General features: G+C 38.3%; 2 pseudogenes. Both read left to right on the top strand.

The annotated features are described in order from the left end of the window. Positions 1–409 (top strand): annotated as a pseudogene (locus tag QVP90_RS11260) (class I SAM-dependent methyltransferase); the annotation flags it as partial. A gap of 23 nt (positions 410–432) precedes the next feature. Further along, positions 433–752 (top strand): annotated as a pseudogene (locus QVP90_RS11255) (adenylate kinase); the annotation flags it as partial.

The following is a 752-nucleotide window of genomic DNA, read 5'->3' as shown; positions in this document are numbered from 1 at the left end:
TGATTTGTGTAAACAAATCTTGTGCAGAATAAAAGAATGGTTGTCTCCAATGGGTAAGTTTGTATTTGCTGTTGATACAATCGCCAATAGATGTACGGATGACAATGATTATGCGATTGCGGTTTCTGTAAAGACAAAGGAGAATTTTGAACTGGTGCTAAAGTCGAAGAACCATTACGATGAGCAAAGTCAGACCCAGCTCTCTCCCGGAATTTATGAAATGTACAGTGATACGGAATTGATTCAAAGCGAATTTATGGATTTCCAGACGCACCTTTATAAGTATGGTGAAATGGAAGAATATTTGAAAGAAGTCGGGTTTACTCAAGTCAAAACTTATTCTTCTTTTGACAAGGAAATAGCCATTAACGATCGATGTGAAATGTTTTTATTTGAATGTGGGTTGTAACAACCATAATAACAAAGTCTAAAATGATTATTCTGATTGCGGGAGATACCCATACGGGGAAGACCTTGCTGGCGCAAAGGTTATTGGAATACTATAAATACCCTTATCTGTCAATAGACCATTTGAAAATGGGGCTTATCAGAAGCGGGCAGTGTGGTCTTTCCGCTGACAGCAGCGATGCAGAACTGACGGAATATCTGTGGCCGATTGTTCGGGAAATGATAAAGACCTGTATTGAAAATTCTCAGAACCAGATTGTGGAAGGCTGCTATATTCCGTTTGGTTGGGAAAAAGATTTCTCCCTTGAAGATTTGCGACAAATCAAGTATATCTGTTTAATATT

Origin of the sequence: Bacteroides sp. CAG:189, from assembly GCF_000432295.1 — a bacterium.
Lineage (GTDB): Bacteria > Bacteroidota > Bacteroidia > Bacteroidales > Bacteroidaceae > Bacteroides > Bacteroides salyersiae.
This window is presented reverse-complemented; position numbering and strand designations above follow the sequence as displayed.